Origin of the sequence: Pseudonocardia cypriaca (assembly GCF_006717045.1) — a bacterium.
Classification (GTDB): Bacteria; Actinomycetota; Actinomycetes; order Mycobacteriales; family Pseudonocardiaceae; genus Pseudonocardia; species Pseudonocardia cypriaca.
The window spans coordinates 191,035-208,301 of the sequence record NZ_VFPH01000003.1 but is presented as its reverse complement, the minus strand read 5'-3'; the positions used below and the strand labels follow the sequence as shown (position 1 = coordinate 208,301).

The 17,267-nt window shown below is 73.9% G+C and carries 19 protein-coding genes; 13 read left to right on the top strand and 6 right to left on the bottom strand.

Features of this window, described 5'->3' with window-relative positions; genetic code table 11:
- Positions 1 to 67: 67 nt before the first annotated feature.
- Positions 68 to 1,009 (top strand): AraC family transcriptional regulator, encoded by a 942-nt coding sequence (locus FB388_RS32885; RefSeq protein ID WP_142106601.1) that lies wholly within the window; start codon positions 68 to 70, stop codon positions 1,007 to 1,009.
- On the opposite strand, the gene FB388_RS32880 is transcribed toward FB388_RS32885, so the two are convergent.
- From FB388_RS32880 to FB388_RS32870, 3 genes are all read right to left on the bottom strand, one after another.
- On the bottom strand, positions 978 to 1,907 hold the full coding sequence (locus tag FB388_RS32880) for an RNA polymerase sigma-70 factor (protein ID WP_142106600.1): 930 nt from the start codon (positions 1,905 to 1,907) through the stop codon (positions 978 to 980). The two genes, FB388_RS32885 and FB388_RS32880, sit on opposite strands and share 32 nt — an antisense overlap.
- Positions 1,904 to 2,851: an NAD-dependent epimerase/dehydratase family protein gene (locus tag FB388_RS32875; protein WP_142106599.1), complete on the bottom strand. Its 948-nt coding sequence runs from the start codon at positions 2,849 to 2,851 to the stop codon at positions 1,904 to 1,906. Before FB388_RS32875 ends, FB388_RS32880 begins: the two co-directional genes overlap by 4 nt.
- Before the next feature lie 104 nt (positions 2,852 to 2,955).
- Positions 2,956 to 4,248 carry an MFS transporter gene (locus FB388_RS32870; RefSeq protein WP_142106598.1) on the bottom strand — a complete coding sequence of 431 codons (1,293 nt, stop codon included), beginning with the start codon at positions 4,246 to 4,248 and terminating at the stop codon, positions 2,956 to 2,958.
- 263 nt (positions 4,249 to 4,511) lie between these two features.
- Here FB388_RS32870 and infA point away from each other — a divergent pair, with 263 nt between their 5' ends.
- The 11 genes from infA to FB388_RS32815 all read left to right on the top strand — a co-directional run bounded on the left by infA (position 4,512) and on the right by FB388_RS32815 (position 12,077).
- A complete protein-coding gene (gene infA, locus FB388_RS32865) occupies positions 4,512 to 4,733 on the top strand; it encodes a translation initiation factor IF-1 (RefSeq protein WP_028929190.1) in 222 nt (73 codons plus the stop codon).
- Positions 4,734 to 4,761: 28 nt separating this feature from the next.
- On the top strand, positions 4,762 to 4,875 hold the full coding sequence (gene rpmJ, locus FB388_RS32860; protein WP_010148647.1) for a 50S ribosomal protein L36: 114 nt from the start codon (positions 4,762 to 4,764) through the stop codon (positions 4,873 to 4,875).
- Between the two features lie 158 nt (positions 4,876 to 5,033).
- A complete protein-coding gene (gene rpsM, locus FB388_RS32855) occupies positions 5,034 to 5,414 on the top strand; it encodes a 30S ribosomal protein S13 (RefSeq protein ID WP_142106597.1) in 381 nt (126 codons plus the stop codon).
- Positions 5,414 to 5,821, top strand: coding sequence for a 30S ribosomal protein S11 (gene rpsK, locus FB388_RS32850; RefSeq protein WP_142106596.1), 408 nt, complete (start codon positions 5,414 to 5,416; stop codon positions 5,819 to 5,821). The genes rpsM and rpsK overlap by 1 nt, the downstream gene beginning before the upstream one ends.
- A gap of 19 nt (positions 5,822 to 5,840) precedes the next feature.
- Positions 5,841 to 6,446: a 30S ribosomal protein S4 gene (rpsD, locus tag FB388_RS32845; RefSeq protein WP_142106595.1), complete on the top strand. Its 606-nt coding sequence runs from the start codon at positions 5,841 to 5,843 to the stop codon at positions 6,444 to 6,446.
- Between the two features lie 91 nt (positions 6,447 to 6,537).
- Entirely contained in the window at positions 6,538 to 7,584 is a 1,047-nt protein-coding gene (locus FB388_RS32840; protein WP_142106594.1) for a DNA-directed RNA polymerase subunit alpha, read from the top strand.
- A 2-nt stretch (positions 7,585 to 7,586) separates the two neighbouring features.
- Positions 7,587 to 8,312 carry a 50S ribosomal protein L17, sunset domain variant gene (rplQ, locus tag FB388_RS40650; RefSeq protein ID WP_142106593.1) on the top strand — a complete coding sequence of 242 codons (726 nt, stop codon included), beginning with the start codon at positions 7,587 to 7,589 and terminating at the stop codon, positions 8,310 to 8,312.
- 65 nt (positions 8,313 to 8,377) lie between these two features.
- Entirely contained in the window at positions 8,378 to 9,178 is an 801-nt protein-coding gene (gene truA / locus FB388_RS32830) for a tRNA pseudouridine(38-40) synthase TruA (protein WP_142106592.1), read from the top strand.
- Between the two features lie 78 nt (positions 9,179 to 9,256).
- The gene (locus tag FB388_RS32825; protein WP_142106591.1) at positions 9,257 to 10,675 is read left to right on the top strand and encodes a purine-cytosine permease family protein; all 1,419 of its coding nucleotides are present in this window, start codon (positions 9,257 to 9,259) and stop codon (positions 10,673 to 10,675) included.
- 5 nt (positions 10,676 to 10,680) lie between these two features.
- A complete protein-coding gene (locus FB388_RS32820; RefSeq protein WP_211362403.1) occupies positions 10,681 to 11,136 on the top strand; it encodes a nucleoside deaminase in 456 nt (151 codons plus the stop codon).
- On the top strand, positions 11,133 to 12,077 hold the full coding sequence (locus tag FB388_RS32815; protein ID WP_142106590.1) for an isopenicillin N synthase family dioxygenase: 945 nt from the start codon (positions 11,133 to 11,135) through the stop codon (positions 12,075 to 12,077). The genes FB388_RS32820 and FB388_RS32815 overlap by 4 nt, the downstream gene beginning before the upstream one ends.
- 37 nt (positions 12,078 to 12,114) lie before the next feature.
- On the opposite strand, the gene FB388_RS32810 is transcribed toward FB388_RS32815, so the two are convergent.
- Entirely contained in the window at positions 12,115 to 12,819 is a 705-nt protein-coding gene (locus FB388_RS32810) for a hypothetical protein (protein ID WP_142106589.1), read from the bottom strand.
- Positions 12,820 to 12,945: 126 nt separating this feature from the next.
- Between FB388_RS32810 and eccB the strand changes: the two genes are divergently transcribed.
- The gene (eccB, locus tag FB388_RS32805; RefSeq protein WP_142106588.1) at positions 12,946 to 14,382 is read left to right on the top strand and encodes a type VII secretion protein EccB; all 1,437 of its coding nucleotides are present in this window, start codon (positions 12,946 to 12,948) and stop codon (positions 14,380 to 14,382) included.
- Positions 14,383 to 14,467: 85 nt separating this feature from the next.
- Here eccB and mycP read toward each other — a convergent pair whose 3' ends face one another.
- Positions 14,468 to 15,847 (bottom strand): type VII secretion-associated serine protease mycosin, encoded by a 1,380-nt coding sequence (gene mycP, locus FB388_RS32800; RefSeq protein WP_142106587.1) that lies wholly within the window; start codon positions 15,845 to 15,847, stop codon positions 14,468 to 14,470.
- The gene (eccD, locus tag FB388_RS32795; RefSeq protein WP_142106586.1) at positions 15,844 to 17,226 is read right to left on the bottom strand and encodes a type VII secretion integral membrane protein EccD; all 1,383 of its coding nucleotides are present in this window, start codon (positions 17,224 to 17,226) and stop codon (positions 15,844 to 15,846) included. The genes mycP and eccD overlap by 4 nt, the downstream gene beginning before the upstream one ends.
- Positions 17,227 to 17,267 lie beyond the last annotated feature (41 nt).

Here is a 17,267-nt window from a genome sequence, read left to right as displayed (position 1 = left end):
TGCCCGAGGATCCGGCGGCCATGCCCGATCGTCTCGGCGGTGCCCCTCGCCGCCATACGCTGCAGGGGTGGACGTACTCAGCGATGCGATCGCGGTGATGCGAACCGGGCACCCGCACGCCGCGCGCACGCAGCCGGCGGCGCCGTGGGGTGTGCGGTTCCCGGCACAGGACGGGGCGGGGTTCCACGCGGTCCTGCACGGCGCCGCGTTCCTCATCCCGGCGAACGGTGCACCGGTGGCGATCGCCGCAGGCGACGTCGTGTTCCTCCCCCACGGGCTCGGCCACGCGATCGCCGACACACCCACCACACCACTGGTCGAGTTCGGCCGGGTGGTCGCCGGTTCGGGAACCGGCTCGCGCACGGAGGTCTCTCGCACGGAGATGCTGTGCGGCGCGTACCGGCTCGACCGGTCCCGCACGCACCCGCTGGTGGCGGAGCTCCCCGACGTCGTGCACCTGCGGGCCGGGCGGCACCCGGCCCTGAGAGGCGCTCTCGACCTGCTCTCCGCGGAGGCCGGCACGGCTCCCGGCGCCGACGCGGCGGCGTCGGCGCTGCTCGACCTCCTGCTCGTGTACATCGTGCGCGCCTGGTACGACGAGCAGCCCGCCGGAACGGCCACGGGCTGGAGCGCCGCCCTCGGCGACCCGCCGGTGGCGGAGGCGCTGCGCGCCATCCACAGCCATCCCGAGCGGCCGTGGACGGTGCAGTCGCTCGCGGCGCTGGTCGGGCTCTCCCGGGCCCCGTTCGCCCGCCGGTTCACCGAGACCGTCGGATCGCCCCCGCTGACCTACCTCACGTGGTGGCGGATGACCACCGCCGCGCGGCTCCTGCGCGAGTCCGACCGCCCGCTGCGCGCGGTGGCGGCCCGCACCGGCTACGTCTCGGAGTTCGCGTTCGCGAAGGCGTTCAAGCGGGAGTTCGGGGTGGCGCCCGGCCGGTATCGCGAGCGGCCCTCACCGTCCGCTTTCGACGGTGTCACTCCGGCCGCGAGCGGAGCTCGCGCATGAGGGCGCGCACGTCGGCGACCGGCCCGAGGTGGTGCAGCTTGTCGGGGTTGATGACCGATCGGACGGTCTGCACGGCGCCTTCGGCCACGTCGAGCACGAACACGTTGGTGATCCGGCCGTCCGAGTCGAGCACGAGCGCCCCCGGCTGCCCGTTGACCTCCCGCGGCTGCAGCCGGATGCCCAGCTCCCGCATCTGGCGGCCCACCGCGGCGAACAGCCGCGACACCTTGTCGACGCCCGCGATCGGCACCATCCACTGAGGGGCCTTGCCGCCCCCGTCCCCGTAGACCACGACGTCGGCGGCGAGGGTCTCGACCAGCCGGTCCACGTCGCCGTCGGCGACGGCGGCGAAGAACTTCTCGGCGAGCTCCTGCTGCTCCTGCCGGGAGGCGTCGAACCGCCGCCTGCTCTCCTCCAGGTGCCGGCGGGCACGGGAGGCGAGCTGGCGGCTGTTCGCCTCGCTCTTCCCGACGATCCCGGCCACCTCGTCGTAGCCGTAGCCGAACACGTCGTGGAGTAGGAAGACGGCCCGCTCCACGGGGTTGAGCCGCTCCAGCACGAGGAGGAAGGCCATCGACAGGGAGTCGGCCTGCTCGGCGTGCGCGGCCGGGTCCTCCTTCCCGTCGTCGGTGAGCAGCGGCTCGGGGAGCCACTGCCCGACGTAGGACTCGCGGCGCACGCGGGCCGAGCGCAGGTGGTCGATCGCGAGGCGCGTGGTCACCGCGGAGAGGTAGGCCTTCGTCGACTCGATCCGGGTGCCGTCGGCGAGCGCCCGCTGGTAGCGGAGGAAGGTCTCCTGGACGATGTCCTCCGCATCGCTGACCGTGCCGAGCATCCGGTAGGCGATCGAGAACAGCAGCGGGCGCAACGCATCCGCCGGCTCGTCGGGCTCGGTCACCTGTCCGCCTCCACCGCGGCGGTCAGCCCGTGGCGGAAGCCGTCCCGCCAGCTGCTCCAGACGGGCCGCCAGTCCAGCTCGCGCTTCGCCTTCTCGTTGGACGCGCCGCGGCCCTCCGCCATCCACCGCACGACGACCTCGCCCGCCGCCACCCTGGCGAGCCACACCGGGAGCCGCATCGGCGGCTTCGCGCCCACCGCCTCGGCGAGGTGCGGCAGCCACTCCGCAACCGGCGCCGGGTCGTCGTCCACGACGTTGTAGACGCCCGCAGCGCCCCGTTCCACGGCGGCGACCGTAGCGCTCGCCGCGTCGTCGAGGTGGATGAACGACCACACCCCGCTGCCCGTGCCGACGATCGGCATCTTGCGGGCGCGGACCAGCTCGACCATCGACTCCGACGCCCCCGGCCCGTAGAAGTTGCCGTAGCGCAGCACGATGCCGGTGAGCGGCGCCTCCACCACCGCCTTCTCCAGGAACCTGATGGCGGCCATCGACTCCTGCTGCGCCTTCGCCGGCTCGGGGTCGAGCGGGTCGTCCTCGGTCTTCACCGGTCCGCCCGTCCGGCTGTTGGTCCACCCGGTGTAGCTCTGCGCGACGACCTTCTCCACACCGCTCGCCTGTGCCGCCGCGAGCAGGTGCCTGGTCCCAGCCGTGCGCAGCTCGTTGGTGGTGGTGAACCAGCGGTCGAAGTGGCGCAGATCCGGTGCCCCGCCCAGCGCGGTCATCTGGTGCACGATGGCGTTCGGCTGCGCCTCGGCGACCACCCGTCCGACCGCCACGGCGTCCAACCCGTCCACGACCACGGGGCGTGCGCCGAGGGCCCGCAGCTCACCGGCCTTGCCCGTGCTCCGGGTTGTGGCGGTCACCTCGTGCCCGCGCGCCACCAGCTGCGGCACCAGCCGCCTGCCCAGTGCGCCTGCCCCACCTGCAACGAATACGCGCATCCTGCTCTCCTTCGTCTCAGGAATCCTTCGCCACCTGAGACGACGCACCCGGAGAGCTGTGACAGTGACCCGGGTCGCACTCGTTCGTGATCACCATCTGGTGATCACGAAGGTCCCGGCGATGCTCCCGGATCCACTGGGGCGTCGAGGGGGTGGGCGATCTCGTCGGCCGGGAGCCGCCAGCCGAGGATCGCGGCGACGGCGAGGAAGACCGGCACGAGCCCGGCCAGCACGAACGTCATCGGCACGCCGAGCTGCTCGCCGACCGGGCCGGCCAGGGCCATCGACACCGGCATGAGGGCGAGCGACACGAAGAAGTCGAGGCTGGAGACGCGGCCCAGCAGGTGTGGCGGGACGCGCCGCTGCAGCAGCGTGCCCCAGATGACCATCGCGGCCGCGCCCGTGAAGCCCACGACGAACGTGGCGGCCGCCATGACCCACAGCTGGTCGGTGACGCCGATGAGGGCGAGCGGGGCGGCGCCCGCGCCCCACAGCAGGTTCATGACGGTGAGGTAGCGCCGGGGGAGCCGGAACGACGACACCAGGAGCGACCCGATCGCCCCGCCCAGCCCGAACGCGCCGAGCACGAGCGCGAAGCTGCTGGCCCCGCCGCCGGTCTGCTCCCGGACCGCGAAGGGCAGGAGGACCTCGATCGGGCCCAACAGCACGAGCACGTAGAGGGTGGCGAATGCGAGCGTCGCGAACAGCCAGCCGGTGCGGAACAGGTAGCGGAAGCCCTCACCCAGGTCGCCGAGCACGGACGTGCGCTCGGCGGGAGGTGGCACGGCGACCCGCCGCATCGCCACCAGCGTGACCGCTGCGAGCGCGTAGATGCCGCCCGCGAGCAGCAGCGCTGCGCCGGGCGCGAACGCGCCGACCAGCACACCGGCCAGCGCAGGCCCGAGCGCCTGCTGGGCGACGGGCCGCAGGGTGCCCTCGACGCCGTTGGCGGCGAGCAGCTCGTCCGGGGGCAGGAGGGTGGGCAGGATCGCCGAGTAGGCGGGGAAGAAGAAGGCCTCCGCCGCCCCGAGCGCGAACGAGATGACGGCGAGGTGCCACAGCTGCAGCAGGCCGGTGACGGCCAGCACGCCCGCTGCGGTGGCCGCGACGACGCGGGCGGCCTCGACGCCGAGCAGGAGGGCCCGTTTCGGCAGCCGGTCGGCGGCGACCCCACCGCCGAGCGCGCTGACCAGCAGGCCGACGGCGGTGGCCGTGGCCACGACCGACAGCTCGGACGGGCCGCCGCCGAGTGCGATGACCTGGTACACGCCTGCGACGAGCCACAGCCCGCTCGCGAACAGCGAAGCGGCCATGGACGTGGCCAGTAGCCGGTACTCGCGGTGGCGGAACGGCCGAAGGGGTCGGGGCAGGCGAGCGGCGAAGGCTTGTACGGTCATCACCGTTCCCACGGGACTACATGAAGGCGGGTCGAACGCAAGCGACCGTAGCGCCGCACCCCGACAGGATCATCCCGTTTCGGACACGACCGCCCGTGGAAGCAACCCCGCCTGCGAGCAGGCGAGCAACGGTCGTACACTGGTCTTTCGGCGCGCCCACTGGCGCCGGTTCCGTCGTGCCTCCCGCACCTCACGGTCCCGGAGCGACGACGTGCCCAAGCACGGAACAAGAGTACGTCCACCTGTCACGGAACGCGGAGGACATGGCCAAGAAGGACGGGGCGATCGAGGTCGAAGGCCGGGTCGTCGAGCCCCTGCCGAACGCGATGTTCCGCGTGGAGCTGGAGAACGGACACCGGGTCCTCGCACACATCAGCGGCAAGATGCGTCAGCACTACATCCGGATCCTCCCCGAGGACCGGGTCGTGGTCGAGCTGTCGCCGTACGACCTGACCCGCGGCCGCATCGTCTACCGCTACAAGTGACGAACAGACCAACGAGAGAGCGACGGACGTGAAGGTCCAGCCGAGCGTCAAGAAGATCTGCGACAAGTGCAAGGTGATCCGCCGTCACGGGCGGGTCATGGTGATCTGCGAGAACCTGCGCCACAAGCAGCGCCAGGGCTGATCACCATCTAGTCGCGGCACCACAGAGGAACCCAGCGCACCTACCGCGCCACACGGGCGCCACCACCCCCGGAACCAGGCCGGGGCCCGGGTGAACCACCCCCACCCGGGACGGGCGCTGGGCAGACCTGGCGAAACCACAGAGGAGAACCCCGCCGCATGGCACGCCTGTCCGGCGTCGACCTCCCCCGCGAGAAGCGGATGGAGATCGCGCTGACCTACATCTACGGGATCGGGCGCACCCGGTCCAAGGAGATCCTGCAGGCCACCGGCATCAGCCCGGACCTGCGCTCCCGGGACCTGACCGACGAGGACGTCGCAGCCCTCCGCGAGTACATCGAGACCAACTACCGCGTCGAGGGTGACCTGCGCCGCGAGGTGCAGGCCGATATCCGTCGCAAGATCGAGATCGGCTGCTACCAGGGGATCCGGCACCGCCGGGGCCTGCCGGTGCGCGGCCAGCGCACCAAGACCAACGCCCGTAGCCGCAAGGGTCCGAAGAAGACCGTGGCCGGCAAGAAGAAGGCAGGTAAGAAGTAATGCCGCCCCGCAGCCGCGCTGCGGCCGGGCCCAAGAAGGTCCGCCGCAAGGAGAAGAAGAACGTCGCCGTGGGCCAGGCCCACATCAAGAGCACGTTCAACAACACGATCGTCTCGATCACCGACCCCAACGGCGCCGTGATCGCGTGGGCCTCCGCCGGCCACGTCGGTTTCAAGGGCTCGCGCAAGTCCACGCCGTTCGCGGCGCAGATGGCCGCCGAGAACGCCGCCCGCAAGGCCGCCGAGCACGGCATGAAGAAGGTCGACGTGTTCGTGAAGGGCCCCGGCTCCGGCCGGGAGACCGCGATCCGTTCACTGCAGGCAGCCGGCCTCGAGGTCGGCACGATCTCCGACGTCACCCCGCAGCCGCACAACGGCTGCCGTCCGCCCAAGCGGCGCCGGGTCTAGGGGAAGGGAGTAACCAGACATGGCTCGTTACACCGGCCCCATGACCCGCAAGTCCCGCCGGCTGAAGGTCGACCTCGTCGGCGGCGACCAGGCGTTCGAGCGCCGTCCCTACCCGCCCGGCCAGCACGGCCGGATCCGGATCAAGGAGACCGAGTACCTCCTGCAGATGCAGGAGAAGCAGAAGGCGAAGTTCGCCTACGGCGTCCTCGAGAAGCAGTTCAGCCGCTACTACGAGGAAGCCAACCGTCGCCAGGGCAAGACCGGTGACAACCTGCTGCAGATCCTCGAGACCCGGCTGGACAACGTCGTGTACCGGGCGGGTCTCGCCCGTACCCGGCGGATGGCCCGCCAGCTGGTGAGCCACGGCCACTTCCTCGTCAACGGCGAGAAGGTCAACATCCCCAGCTACCGGGTGTCGAAGTTCGACATCATCGACGTGCGGCCCAAGTCGGTCAACACGGACCCGTTCATCATCGCCAAGGAGCTCCTCGGCGACCGTCCGGTTCCGGCCTGGCTGCAGGTCGTCCCCTCCAACCTGCGCATCCTGGTGCACCAGCTCCCCGAGCGGGCCCAGATCGACACGCAGGTCAACGAGCAGCTGATCGTCGAGCTCTACTCGAAGTAGGCCCGACACCCCCGGCCCCGCAGGGAGGGGCCGGGGTTCGCTGCGGCATCAAATAGCGGTTGCCGCAGGCCAGAAGGAGGCACCACACCCCATGCTGATCTCTCAGCGCCCCACCCTCACCGAGGAAACGGTCGTCGACACCCGTTCCCGGTTCGTCATCGAGCCGCTGGAGCCGGGCTTCGGCTACACGCTGGGCAACTCGCTCCGGCGCACGCTGCTCTCCTCCATCCCCGGCGCCGCCGTCACGAGCATCCGCATCGACGGCGTCCTGCACGAGTTCACCACCGTGCCCGGGGTCAAGGAGGACGTCACCGACATCATCCTCAACCTCAAGGAGCTCGTCGTCAGCTCCGAGGAGGACGAGCCGGTCACGATGTACCTGCGCAAGCAGGGCCCCGGCACCGTCACCGCGGGCGACATCGTCCCGCCGGCCGGTGTCACCGTGCACAACCCGGACCTGCACATCGCCACCCTGAACGACAAGGGCCGCCTCGAGGTGGAGCTCGTCGTCGAGCGGGGCCGCGGCTACGTGCCGGCCATGCAGAACAAGGCCACCGGCGCCGAGATCGGCCGCATCCCGGTCGACTCGATCTACTCGCCGGTCATGAAGGTCACCTACAAGGTCGAGGCCACCCGCGTCGAGCAGCGCACCGACTTCGACAAGCTGGTGCTGGACGTCGAGACCAAGCCGTCGATCACCCCGCGGGACGCGCTGGCCTCGGCCGGCAAGACCCTCGTGGAGCTGTTCGGGCTCGCCCGCGAGCTCAACGTCGACGCCGAGGGCATCGAGATCGGCCCGTCGCCGCAGGAGGCCGACACCATCGCGGCCTTCGCGATGCCGATCGAGGAGCTGGACCTCACCGTCCGCTCCTACAACTGCCTCAAGCGCGAGGGCATCCACACGGTGGGTGAGCTGGTGGGCCGCAGCGAGGCCGACCTGCTCGACATCCGCAACTTCGGTGCCAAGTCGATCGACGAGGTCAAGATGAAGCTCGTCGGCCTCGGCCTGGCCCTGAAGGACAGCCCGCCCGGATTCGACCCGTCGGCCGCCGCCGTCGAGTACGGGTCCGACACCCCGTTCGACCCCGACCGCTTCGGGGACGACGGCCAGGACTACGCAGAAACGGAGCAGCTGTAGCCATGCCTCAGCCCACCAAGGGCCCCCGTCTCGGCGGGTCGCCCGCGCACCAGCGGCTGATCCTGGCCAACCTGGCCACGGCGCTCTTCGAGCACGGTCGGATCACCACCACCGAGGCGAAGGCGCGCCGGCTGCGGCCGTACGCGGAGCGGCTGATCACCAAGGCGAAGCGGGGCGACCTGCACAACCGCCGCGAGATCCTCAAGGTGATCCGGCGCAAGGACATCGTGCACCGGCTCGTCGAAGAGATCGGTCCGTTCTTCTCCGACCGCAACGGTGGCTACACGCGGATCACCAAGACGCTGCCGCGCAAGGGCGACAACGCCCCCATGGCCGTGATCGAGCTGGTCGCGCAGAAGACCGTCACCGACGAGGCCGACCGCGCCCGCCGCGTCGCGGCGTCGCAGCAGCAGAAGTCCGCTGCTCCGGCGCCCGCCGAGGAGGCCGCACCCGTGGCCGAGTCCACCGAGGCCGTCGAGGAGAGCACCTCCACCGAGGCCGCGCCGTACGGCGAGGGCAGCCACGCCCCGTTGGACGACCCGAACGAGGCCCCGGAGGGCTTCCCGGTCAAGGGCAACGAGGACTCGAAGCTGTACCACGTGCCCGGGTCGGTGCACTACGACCGCACCGTGGCCGAGGTCTGGTTCGCCACGCCGGAGGCCGCAGAGGCCGCCGGTTTCGAGCTGCCCGCCTCCCAGCGTGAGGACGGCGACTCCGAGGAGTCCTGATCACGCAGCCGCATCCCGTCGAGCCCGCCGCCCACCCGGACGGCGGGCTCGTCGGCGTTCCACCGGTGTCCCGGTTCCGGCTCGACATCTCCTACGACGGCACCGACTTCTCCGGGTGGGCTCGCCAGCCCGGCCGCCGCACGGTTTGCGGGGTGCTCGAGGAGGCCCTCGGCGTGGTCCTGCGGTACCCGGTGTCGCTCACCGTGGCCGGCCGCACCGACGCCGGCGTACACGCGAGCGGCCAGGTCGCCCACGCCGACATGGCGGAGGACCTCGATCCGGGGTGGCTGGTGCGCAGGCTGGCACGGCTGCTGCCACCGGACGTGCGCGTGCGGGCCGTGACCCCCGCGCTCGACGAGTTCGACGCCCGCTTCTCCGCGCTGCGCCGCCACTACCGCTACCGGGTCGCCACGGCCCCGTACGGCGCCGAGCCGCTGCGCGCCCGGGACACGCTCTCCTGGCCCCACCCGCTCGACCTCGAGGCGGTGCAGGCGGCATCGGACGGGCTGCTCGGGGAGCACGACTTCGCCGCGTTCTGCAAGCGCAGGGAGGGCGCCACCACGGTGCGGGCGTTGCAGGAGCTGACCTGGACGCGCGATGCCGACGGTGTGGTGCAGGCAGCGGTGTCGGCCGACGCGTTCTGCCACTCGATGGTGCGCAGCCTCGTCGGTGCGCTGCTGGACGTCGGGCGGGGCAGGCGGGCGGCGGGCTGGCCCGCGGACCTGCTGCGGCGCGTGGAGCGCGCCAGCGAGGTGCCGGTGGCACCCGCCCACGGGCTCACCCTCGTCGCGGTGGACTACCCGCCCGACGCCGAGCTCGCTGCTCGCGCCGAGGCCACGCGGCGGCTGCGCGTCCCCCGGAGCTGAGCGCTCGGCAAGGAACATCACTGTTAACCAACTGGCCGGGCCGTTGCACCGGCGACGGCCGCCGTCGAGAGTGATCCGGTGACCGCCGAGCAATCACCCGCTGCCACCGCAGCCGACCGCAACTACGGCGACCGGGTGGCGGCCGTCGAGCCGGGTGGCAACGAGCCGATCCCCGCCGCCGAGCGGCACGGGCGGCCCCGCCAGCTGTTCTGGACGTGGACGTCGCCGAACCTCGAGTTCGCGACGATCTTCGTCGGTGTCCTGTCCGTGTCCGCGTTCGGGTTGACGTTCCCGCAGGCCGTCGCGGCCATCCTGCTCGGCAACGCGATCTCCGCGCTGGCCCACGGGGCCCTGTCGGCGCGGGCCCCTTCGGTCGGGGTGCCGCAGATGGTCCTCGGCAGGGCGGCGTTCGGCTACCGCGGCAACGCCGTGCCGTCGGCGCTGATGACGATCACGTCCGGCTTCGGCTGGTTCGCCGTGAACAGCGTCAGCGCCGCGTTCGCGCTGGAGTCGCTGACCGGCATGCCCGCCGCGGTGTGGCTGGTCGTCGTCGTGCTGGTGCAGATGGGCGTCGCCTTCTTCGGGCACAACCTCGTGCAGGCGTTCGAGCGGTTCGCGTTCCCGGTGCTCGCGGTCGTGTTCGCGATCGGCGCGGTGATCGTGCTCGCCCGCTCAGACCCGGGCTACCTGCCGGCGGACGGCGGCACGGGAGGTGTCGGCGGGTTCCTGCTCACCGTCGGGGCGGTCGTCGGCTACACCGCGGGCTGGACGCCGTACGCGGCCGACTACGCGCGCTACCTGCCCGCCGACGCGCCGCCGCTGCGCACCGGCCTCGCCGCGGGGCTGGGGCTGTTCGGGTCGACGAGCGTGCTGATGATCGTCGGCGCCGCCTCGCTCAGCGCCACGGCGGCCGCCGGGGTGTCGTCGGACAACCCCGCAACGGCGTTCGTCGGCGTGCTGCCCGGCGCGCTCGCGGCGCTCACCCTGCTCGCGATCGCGCTCGGCGCGGTGGCCGCCAACGTGCTGAACGTCTACTCGGGCGCGATGGCGTTCCTCAGCCTCGGCGTCGACGTGCCGCTGCGCTGGGCGCGCGCCGTCGTGGCGCTGGCGTTCGGCGTGGTCGGGTTCGTGATCGCGCTGGTCGCGCTCGCCGATGCGGCACACAGCTACGAGGCGTTCCTGCTCGTCATCGTCTACTGGGTCGGGCCGTGGCTCGGGGTGGTGCTCACCGACCAGTACCTGCGCCGCCGCGGGCTGCCGGTCGGGATGCTCTACGACCGCGGCTACCGCAACCACGCAGGCGTCGTCGCGCTGCTGGTGGGCATCCTGGTCTCGGTGCCCCTGTTCGCCAACCAGGCGCTGTTCACCGGCCTGGTGCCGGCGCTCGTGCCCGGCGTCGGTGACCTGGCGTTCGTCGTCGGCTTCTTGCTGTCCGCCGCGGTGTACGCGCTCCTCTTCCCGAGGCTTGCGGGGGGCACCGCGGGGACCGCAGAGTGACGCCCGTGGCTCCCGATCCCGCTCTGTTGCTCGACGTCGCGCTCGACGAGGCGAAGGCCGGCCTCGACGAGGGTGGCATCCCCATCGGGGCGGCCCTGTTCGCCGCCGACGGCACCCTGCTCGGCCGCGGGCACAACCGCCGCGTGCAGGACGGCGACCCGTCGATGCACGCCGAGACCGCGGCTTTCCGGGCCGCCGGCCGGCAGCGGGACTACCGCAGCACGATCATGGTCACCACGCTCTCGCCGTGCTGGTACTGCTCGGGGCTGGTGCGCCAGTTCGGGATCGGGGCCGTGGTGGTCGGGGAGGCGCAGACGTTCTCGGGCGGGCACGACTGGCTCGCCGAGCACGGCGTGCAGATCACCGTGCTCGACGACGAGCGCTGCGTAGCGCTCATGACCGACTTCATCACCGCCCGCCCCGAGCTCTGGTACGAGGACATCGGAGAGGTCCCTTCATGATCCCAACCGTCGACCTGTCCGCCTGGCGCGCGGGCGACCCGACCGTCGGCCCGACCGTGGACGAGGGCCTGCAGAAGGCCGGGTTCCTGCTCGCGGCCGGCCACGGCGTGGACGACGCCCTGCGTGCGGACGTCCGGGCCGCCGCGCGGCGGTTCTTCGCACTTCCCACCGAGGTCAAGCAGAAGTACGCCGTGCGGATCGGCGGGCGGGGCTGGCTCGCGCCCGGCGTGGAGGCCAACGGCAACGTCGAGGGGGTGGAGACCCCGCCCGACCTCAAGGAGTCGTTCGCCGTCGGCCCGGAGACACCAACCGGAGACCCCGCGGTGGACGCGGTGTGGTTCCCGCCGAACGTGTGGCCGGCCGAGGTGCCGGAGCTGCGGGAGGCGGTCGCCCGCTACGTCGCGGCGATGACGACGGTGTCGCTCGAGCTACTGGAGGTGTGCGCCGACGCGCTCGGCCTGCCGCGCGACACCCTGACCGCGCTCGCGGGGAACCCGACCTGGACATTCAACATCAATCGCTACCCGCCGCTCACCGAGGTCGGCGAGCCGGAGCCGGGCCAGTTCCGGATCGGCGCTCACACCGACTTCGGCACGGTCACCGTGCTCGACCGGGAGCCGGGCGCGGGCGGTCTGCAGGTCGACGTCGACGGCACCGGATGGGCCGACGCCCCGTACGACCCGGCCGCGTTCACCGTCAACGCGGGCGACCTGCTCGCCCACTGGAGCGGGCTGCGCTGGCGCTCGGGCCGGCACCGCGTGCTCCCACCCCAGCCCGACGCCCCGAACGAGGAGCTCGTCTCGCTGGTGTTCTTCTTCGAGCTCGACCACGACGCGCTGGTCACGCCCCTCGCGCCACCGGTCGGGCGGCACGCGGACCTGGAGCCGGTGGTCTCCGCGCCGTTCCTGCGGGAGCGGCTGGACGCCATCTCGGTCGGCTAGGGCTGGGTACTGGACGAGCAAGTTCGGAATCACTCGGCTAGACGGTCGTGAAGGTGAGCTTGCCGGCCACGATTTCCTGGACCTGGTTCAACACCCGCTCGTCGCTCGCCAAGCCGACCGACTCGATCCCGACCAGGTGCCGCGGCAGCTCGAGGAACCGGAACAGGTCGACGATCGGCCTGCCCCTCCGATCGATGAACTCGATGCGCACGTCGAGCCCCCGGTAGCCGTGCGCGGCGACCGGCTCGGCGCTGACGATCCGGCCGCCCCTCGACCTTGCCGTGTCCGCCGCGGCCTGCTCGGCGTCGAGGGCACGGCCGGCGGGGATCGGTACGACCCCGAACCAGTTGACGACGTGCGCGGGAGCGCCGGCAGACTGGTACCGGATGCCCGGGGTGCCTGCGTCGACGCGTTCAGCCGGGCCGAACAGCCAGGCCCTCACCCCGGTGGCCGGGTCGGTCACCGACAGCAGCGGGCTCGGCTTCCAGCCGTTCGACACCCACTCCGCGTACACGGCGGCATCCCGGTCGAGGTCCGACAGCGACGACACACCCGGCCGGCTCGGCGTCGCGGTGCTCGGCGGAGTGGGCGAGGCCGCCTGCGACTGGGCATGGGGGACCCCCTCGACGCTCACGGCGCAACCCCCGAGCGTGGCGGTGGCGACGATCGCGGCGGCGACGGCACGGGCGATCCGCCATGCGGTCGTGGGTCTCGGCTCATGGGTGCTCTGGCGCCGGCGCATCGGAACCTCCCGGATCGTGGGTGCGGACACCTGGGAGGACCACGTCCGTGGAGATGCGGTTGGGGGCGTCGCGCGGATTCCTCCGAACGCCCACGCCGGAACCGGTCCCGCCGCTAACGTCGGCCCGTGTCCCGCCGAGCGACCGTCGTCCCGGCACCGGCCACCCGCGACCAGGCCGACGCCTACCGCTTCGGCCTGCGGCGGCTCGAGGCTGCGCTGGTGCGCGGCGACCCGGTGCCGCTGCACGAGCAGATCCGGTCGCAGCGGCGCGCCGCGCTGGCAGGCGTCGTGCTCGGGATGCTCGGGCTGTGCGGGGCCGCCGTGCTCGCCGCGGTGTCGCCGCAGCCGGACTGGACGCGCCAGGCCGTGGTGGTCGGCGCGGGCTCCGGCGCCATGTACGCGGTGGCCCACGGCCCCGACCGGCTCGTCCCGGTGGCCAACCTGCCCGCTGCCCGGCTCGTGCTCGCCGCTCTGCGCGCAGGTGGGAGCACCGATGCGGACCCGGCGTCGGCCACCCCCGTCCCAGTGCCGGACGCCCTCCTCGACGGGGCCCCGCGCACGCCGGCCGCCGCCGTCCCGGGCGCGCTGGCCGTGCGGCCCGACGGCCCCCCGGTGCCGCCGAGCTGGGCGGTCTGCGACTCCGTCACGTCCGACGGCGCCCTCGTGGACACCACGGTGATCGGCGGCGCCCCGCCGCTCGCGCCCGACCCGGCCGAGGCGGGTGTGCTGCTCGCCGCGGACGACGCCACCTGGCTCGTCATGGCGGGCCGGCGGCACCGCGTCGACGCCGAGGACGGCCGCCTCGCCGCGGCGCTCGGCATCACCGGGCGGGTGCCGCGAGCGGTGGCCCCTGCGCTGCTGTCGCTGCTGCCCGAGGGGCCGCCGCTGGTCAACCCGGCCGTGCCCGGGCGCGGCAGGCGGGCCCCTGACGGGCTGCCCGGCCGGATCGGCGACGTCCTCGTCGCCCGCCCACCCGGCGGGGCGGCGCAGCACTACGTCGTGCTCGGCGGCGGGGTGCAGGAGGTGCCCGCGGTGCTGGCCGAGCTGCTGACGGCCGCCTCCGGGGCGCGCGAGCCGCGACCGGTCGGGGCCGCGGAGCTGGCGGACGCCGCCGTCGTCGACGAGCTGCCCGTCGCGGGTTGGCCTGAGGTCGCCCCGCGGCTGGCGGAGGCGCCGGAAGCGCCGGTGCTGTGCTGGGCGTGGGGGGCCGGCGGCGACCCGATCGGCGCCGTCTGGACCGGCGCGGCGCCGCCGCTCGCGGGTCGGGTCCCGGTGCGGCTCGCGCAGGCCGACGGGCCCGGCGACCGCCTCGACGCCGTGGCGGTCGGCCCGGGCGGGGCCGTCCGCGGCACCGGACCGGGGCGAGACCCCGCCACCGGGCCGCTGTGGCTGGTATCGGGCAGCGGCGTCGCCCACGCGGTGGCCGACGAGGACACGGCGGCCGCGCTGGGCATAACCGCCGCCGGTCCAGCCCCGGAGGCGGCGCTGCGCCTGCTACCGACAGGACCGACCCTGGATCTGGCCGCGGCCGGTCAGGTGGTCGACGTGCTCAAGGAGCCGTAGCCCCTCCGACGAACGGCGCGTTCGTCGGTACCTATCCGACGAACGCGCCGTTCGTCGGAAAGGGGCTCCGGTTGAGAGCTGAGCCCTAACCGCGCCTCGGCCGGCGGCGCATCACCAGCACCGAGATCCCGGCCGCCGCGAGAAGGACCGCCGCGGCCATCAGGTCCACGGGGGGAGCGGGGGAAGGGGGCTCACCTGCGGCGGGACGCGTGCCGGGAAGGTCGGCCACCAGCGCGGCGATGTTCGCCAGCCCTTCCGGGGCGGGGGTGAGGCGGGCGGGAAGGGCGGTGAGAGCGGCGACCGGGTCCACCACGCCGTGTCCGATGGCGCCGCCGTCCGCCGGGGCCCTGCGCGCGGTGGCCAGGATGCGGTCCACCACCTCGGCGGCCGTGAGCTCGGGGAACCGCTCGCGGACCAGCGCGGCGAGCCCCGCCACCCACGGCGCCGCGAAGCTGGTGCCGTCGAGGCCGCCGGTGGTGCCGCCACCCACCGCCAGCGACCGCAACCCCGTACCTGGGGCCGCCACGTCGACCCACGGGCCGGGCATCGTGAACGGAGCCGGGGCGTCGTCCGGCCCGACCGCCCCGACCGTCAGCACGTCGGCGTCGTACCAGCCGGGGAGGGCGACCTGGCCCGGGCCGTCGGCCGTGCAGGAGCCGGATCCGATGTTGCCGGCTGCGGCGACCACCACGACGTCCGCCGTGGCGGCGGCGCGCAACGCCGCCTGCAGCGCCGCCCCCGCCTGCGCCGCCCGGGCGGCGGGCAGGCAGACCGCCTCGGAGATGTTGATGACGTCCGCACCGGAGCGAACCCCGAGTACCACGGCGTCGGCGAGGGTGCCGGTGTCGCCCGCCGCGCGGCGCCCGCCGTCGGGGGCGGGCACGTCGAACGACGGGCTGGACTGGCGGATCGCGAGCAGCTGCGCCTGCGGGGCGATCCCGACGGGCGTGTCGGAGCGCTCGCCGCGGACCGGCCCGCCCGCGAGCAGCCCCGCGACGGCGGTGCCGTGGCCGTCGCAGTCGTCGAGGCCCTCGCCGCCGATGAGGTAGTCGCCGCCACCACGCAGCCGGGAGCCCAGGAGCGGGTGCGGGGCGATCCCCGTGTCGATCACGGCGACGACCTGGCCGCGTCCCGTGGCGAGCTGGTGCACGTCGTCGAGGCGCAGCCGGGCCGAGACGCTGCCCGGGCCCGATGGGACGTCCGGTGCGTCGGCGCGTGGCGGGGCGCAGCGCGTGGTGGCCCGGATCCCCGCGGCCGGGCCGGGCCGCAGGCCCCGGGGAGGTGCCACCGTCACGCGGGGCGGCCCGGGCGGCGCCGGCTCGGCGAGCGGGCCCGGCTGCGCCACGGAGGCGAGGGCGACCGCGGCCGGCACGCCGGGCACGTCCGGGACGGCGACGATCGGGGCGACCCCCACGAGGGCCGCCGCCGCGATGCCGATCCCGGTGCGCGACCGCCGGGTGCTCACAGCCCGCGCACCAGGCGGAACAGGTCCATCGCGGCGAGCGCCAGCGGCACCGCCACTGCGACGAGGACCACGTCGACCAGGTCGATCGCCCGCCGCGAGACCGGCGACCCGGCCTGGGTACTCCGGCCGATGGCGACGAGGTCCAGCCCCGTCGCCGCGAGCAGGACCCCGATCGCGACCAGCCGGGGCAGCGGTTCGGGGTGGGCCGCCGTGAGGACCGCGAGCCCGGCCAGGCCGACGACCGCGCAGCCGAGCAGCGTGCGCGACGGCGCCGGGTCGGCGAAACCGCGGGCGCGCAGGCCGAGCACCGCGATGATCACGCAGGCCAGCGCGGGCCCGGCCCAGCCGCCCGCGGCCGCGGCCGGGAGCGCCCCGGCGACGGCGAGAGCGGCGCACCCGCCTGCGAGCCCGGCGAGGTAGCCGCGGGCGAGTGCGGAGCGCTCCGCGAACTCGTCGGGCGGCAGGATGTCGGGACCGCGGTCGGCGTCGATGAGCTCGGAGCTGTCGGCAGGCACCAGCGGGCGCGGCAGCCCGGACAGCCGCAGCGCGACGCGGGGCAGCAGCGGCCCCGCGGCGACGGCGAGCGCACCGACGGCAGCGGCGACGGACGAGGGCGGGCTGCCGAACCGCAACACCACGAGCGCGCCCAGCCCCACCGGTACGGCAGCCACCACGACGGCGACGAGCGCCGGTGCCACCACCCTGAGGGCGATCTGGGCGCCCGCGGCGACCGTGCCGGCAGCGGCGGTGGCGAGCAGCAGCTGCGCCGCGGCGGACGACCCGGGTAGCGCCGCCCAACCCGCCGCGGCGGCGAACGGCACGGCCGCGAGAGCGGCGGTGGACCCGGCGAGATGGGTGTGGGCATCCGGCTCCACCCGGGCCGACCGCGCCGCCAGGCCGACCGCGGCCCCGGCCGCGAGCGTGGCGACCACCGCCCGCACCACCGCGGTGCCGGGCGGGCCCATCGCGAGCAGCACAGCAGCCGTCGCGGCGACCACCAGCACCGCAGCGGCGGCGAAGCGCCTGCCGTCGGCCGCGGCGCCGCCCGCGCCGGAGGCGAGCGCGTCGACGGGGTCGTCGAAGACCGGTGGCGGCGGTGGCGGGACGTCCGGCACGAGCCGCAGCAGCTCGCCGTCCGGCACGCCCAGCTCGGCGAGCGACGCTCCGGGCGGGAGCGGCGCGCCTGCGGCCCCGGCGAGCCGCCACGGCACCGGCCGCACGCCGAACACGGGCTCGCCGACGAGGTCGAGCATCATCGGGACCAGCTCGGCCACCGGCACGTCCGCGGGCAGCGCCACGTCCACGGTGGCCCGTGGCGCCAGCACGGTGACGCGGCAGTACGGCGCGCGGAACGGCGCCTCCTGACCTGCGGTGAGCATGTGGTCCCTTCCGCGGCACCGGGTGGACGAGTTCTTCCAAA

Bases quoted from the DNA above. Each gene is read 5' to 3' on its own strand.
- FB388_RS32870 (WP_142106598.1), bottom strand. From the start codon at position 4,248: ATGACCGTACAAGCCTTCGCCGCTCGCCTGCCCCGACCCCTTCGGCCG.
- rplQ (WP_142106593.1), top strand. From the start codon at position 7,587: ATGCCTCAGCCCACCAAGGGCCCCCGTCTCGGCGGGTCGCCCGCGCAC.
- infA (WP_028929190.1), top strand. From the start codon at position 4,512: ATGGCCAAGAAGGACGGGGCGATCGAGGTCGAAGGCCGGGTCGTCGAG.
- rpsM (WP_142106597.1), top strand. From the start codon at position 5,034: ATGGCACGCCTGTCCGGCGTCGACCTCCCCCGCGAGAAGCGGATGGAG.
- rpsK (WP_142106596.1), top strand. From the start codon at position 5,414: ATGCCGCCCCGCAGCCGCGCTGCGGCCGGGCCCAAGAAGGTCCGCCGC.
- FB388_RS32875 (WP_142106599.1), bottom strand. From the start codon at position 2,851: ATGCGCGTATTCGTTGCAGGTGGGGCAGGCGCACTGGGCAGGCGGCTG.
- FB388_RS32810 (WP_142106589.1), bottom strand. From the start codon at position 12,819: ATGCGCCGGCGCCAGAGCACCCATGAGCCGAGACCCACGACCGCATGG.
- eccD (WP_142106586.1), bottom strand. From the start codon at position 17,226: ATGCTCACCGCAGGTCAGGAGGCGCCGTTCCGCGCGCCGTACTGCCGC.
- rpsD (WP_142106595.1), top strand. From the start codon at position 5,841: ATGGCTCGTTACACCGGCCCCATGACCCGCAAGTCCCGCCGGCTGAAG.
- FB388_RS32815 (WP_142106590.1), top strand. From the start codon at position 11,133: ATGATCCCAACCGTCGACCTGTCCGCCTGGCGCGCGGGCGACCCGACC.
- FB388_RS32840 (WP_142106594.1), top strand. From the start codon at position 6,538: ATGCTGATCTCTCAGCGCCCCACCCTCACCGAGGAAACGGTCGTCGAC.